Origin of the sequence: Brevundimonas sp., from assembly GCF_018608325.1 — a bacterium.
Taxonomy (GTDB): Bacteria; Pseudomonadota; Alphaproteobacteria; order Caulobacterales; family Caulobacteraceae; genus Brevundimonas.
Window position 1 is genome coordinate 7,704 of the sequence record NZ_JABAZW010000037.1, and the last position, 2,339, is coordinate 10,042.

Below are 2,339 nucleotides of genomic sequence, written 5' to 3' on the forward strand. Positions count from 1 at the left end.
CCGCGCGGCGGCGGCGGCGGCGGGGGCGGCGGCGCCTCGGCCCAGTTGGCCGCGCGTCCGGTGGTCCAGGCCGCCTTGCCCGCCCCGCAAAGCTTTGAACAGGTCGTGGCCCTGATCGGCGAGAAGCGCGAAATCGGCCTGCAGATGGATGTCGAGCGGTTCGTGAAGCCCGTCTCGTTCAAGCCCGGCGCCATCGTCTATGAAAGCGTCGAGGGCGCGCCGATCGAACTGGCGCGCAAGCTGGCCGGGCGGTTGAAGGAATGGACCGGCCGCACCTGGCTGATCGCCGCCAATGGTCAGGGGGGCGGCGAGACCCTGATCGAATTACAGAAAAAGGCCCGCGCGGCCGAGCGTGCGGCGGTCGAGGCCGATCCGTTCGTGGTCGCGGTGCTGAAGGCCTTCCCCGGTGCGACCCTGGGCGAGATCAAGCGGATCGCCCCCACGGTGGTGACCCCGGAAATCCCCGACGACGCGGGCGATGACGAAGACTGAAATGACAAAAGGCCCCGGACCAGCGTCCGGGGCCTTTGATCTTCTGGAGGGCGGTTTGCCTCAGAGGATTTTCGCCGCCTGATCGAACGACAGGCGCGGCGAGCGCGGGAACAGGTTCTCGTCGGTGCCATAGCCCAGGTTGATGATGAAGTTCGGCTCGACATTGCTGTCGGCGAAGAACTCGGCCTTCACGCCAGCGGCGTCGAAACCGGACATCGGACCGACGTCCAGGCCCAGGGCCCGGGCGGCGATGGTCAGGTATCCGCCTTGCAGCGAAGCGTTGCGGAAGGCGGTTTCGCGACGACCGGCTTCTTCACCGAACCAGTCCTTGGCGCCCGGAGCATGCGGGAACAGGGTGTCCAGATGTTCGTGGAAGTCGATGTCCTGGGCGATGATCAGGTTTACCGGCGCCTGCAGCGTCTTGGCGCGGTTGCCTTCGCTCATGTGCGGCGACAGACGGGCCTTGGCCTCGTCTGAGGTGAGGAACAGGAAGCGGGCCGGGGTGGCGTTGACCGCCGTGGGGCCGAACTTTGTCAGGTCGTATAGCTTGTGCAGCAGTTCCGGCGCGACGGCGCGGTCGCTCCAGGCGTTGCGCGTGCGGGCTTCAGTGAAGAGTTGCGACAGGGCGGCGTCCGAAAGCGGGGCGTCGCGTTGGGTGACGGCATCATAGGCCATTGGGAGGGCGTCCTGATTAGATTAGCAACGAGTGCAGGTGCTAATTAGGCCTTCTGAAATTTGCTGCAAGTGCAAATCCGGCAATTCATCGTTTCCATACGCGACGAAGCGCCACGAAACGAACCCCCTGTGCGGCGCGCGCCGTTCGCCCTATCTAGGGGGTATGAAAGACCTTACCCAACTGATGCAGCAGGCTCAGGCGATGCAGCAAAAGCTGCAGGACGCCCAGGCCAAGATGGCCGAAACCTCTGCCGAGGGCTCCTCGGGCGGCGGGCTTGTCTCGGTGTCCCTGAAGGGGCCGGGCGAGATCACGGCGATCAAGATCGATGACAGCCTGCTGACGCCCGGCGAGGGCGAGATTCTGGCCGACCTGATCGTCGCCGCCCATGCTGACGCCAAGCGCAAGCTGGATGAGCAGAACAACGCCCTGATGCGTGAGGCGGCGGGTCCGATGGCTGGGATGAACATTCCCGGAATGCCGAAACTCTTCTGATGGCTGCGTCCGCCGGGCCGGAAATCGAACGGCTCATCTCGCTGCTGGCCAAGCTGCCGGGGCTTGGCCCGCGGTCTGCGCGACGTGCGGCCCTCGCCCTGCTGAAACGTCGCGAGCAACTGCTGGTGCCGCTGGCGGCGTCTCTGGCCGAGACGGCGGAAAAGGTCGTGTCCTGTTCGGTGTGCGGCGCGCCCGACACCCGCGACCCTTGCGCCATCTGTTCGGACGGTTCGCGCGACAACGGCCTGATCTGCGTGGTCGAGGAGGCTGGCGCCCTGTGGGCCATGGAGCGGTCCGGCGCGTTTCGTGGCAAATATCATGTGCTGGGCGGCCTGCTGTCCGCACTGGACGGTGTGGGGCCTGAGCATCTGCGCATCACCGAACTGGTCGGGCGGGTGCGGGGCGGCGGCGTGCGCGAGGTCGTGCTGGCCCTGCCTGCGACCGTCGACGGCCAGACCACGGCCCATTATGTCGCCGAGCGGATTTCGGGGCCGGAGGTTGAGGTCACGTCTCTGGCGCGCGGCGTGCCGGTGGGCGGCGAACTGGATTGGCTGGACGACGGCACCATCGTTCAGGCCCTGCGGGCGCGCCGTCCCGCCTGAAGTCGATCAGTTGGGCGTCTGACCCGCGGGCGCCGGACTTGGATTGTCGGTCGAACGGGCTGGCGCTTCAGCGGCGG

Annotated in this window: 3 protein-coding genes and 1 pseudogene; 3 read left to right on the forward strand and 1 reads right to left on the reverse strand. The window is 66.7% G+C overall.

The window, feature by feature from the left end; all coding sequences use genetic code 11:
• A pseudogene (locus QZ281_RS03955) lies at nt 1-492 on the forward strand (DNA polymerase III subunit gamma/tau); the annotation flags it as partial.
• 60 nt (nt 493-552) lie between these two features.
• Here QZ281_RS03955 and QZ281_RS03960 read toward each other — a convergent pair.
• On the reverse strand, nt 553-1,167 hold the full coding sequence (locus tag QZ281_RS03960; protein WP_292224966.1) for a malonic semialdehyde reductase: 615 nt from the start codon (nt 1,165-1,167) through the stop codon (nt 553-555).
• A gap of 163 nt (nt 1,168-1,330) precedes the next feature.
• Between QZ281_RS03960 and QZ281_RS03965 the strand changes: the two genes are divergently transcribed.
• Together QZ281_RS03965 and recR are read left to right on the forward strand one after the other, a co-directional pair.
• Nucleotides 1,331-1,660, forward strand: coding sequence for a YbaB/EbfC family nucleoid-associated protein (locus tag QZ281_RS03965; protein WP_292224969.1), 330 nt, complete (start codon nt 1,331-1,333; stop codon nt 1,658-1,660).
• Nucleotides 1,660-2,262 (forward strand): recombination mediator RecR, encoded by a 603-nt coding sequence (gene recR / locus QZ281_RS03970; RefSeq protein ID WP_201101011.1) that lies wholly within the window; start codon nt 1,660-1,662, stop codon nt 2,260-2,262. The genes QZ281_RS03965 and recR overlap by 1 nt, the downstream gene beginning before the upstream one ends.
• Nucleotides 2,263-2,339: the final 77 nt, after the last annotated feature.

What these genes read in the sequence shown, in the direction of transcription:
- QZ281_RS03960 (WP_292224966.1), bottom strand. Translation starts at nt 1,167, where the DNA reads ATGGCCTATGATGCCGTCACCCAACGCGACGCCCCGCTTTCGGACGCC.
- QZ281_RS03965 (WP_292224969.1), top strand. Translation starts at nt 1,331, where the DNA reads ATGAAAGACCTTACCCAACTGATGCAGCAGGCTCAGGCGATGCAGCAA.
- recR (WP_201101011.1), top strand. Translation starts at nt 1,660, where the DNA reads ATGGCTGCGTCCGCCGGGCCGGAAATCGAACGGCTCATCTCGCTGCTG.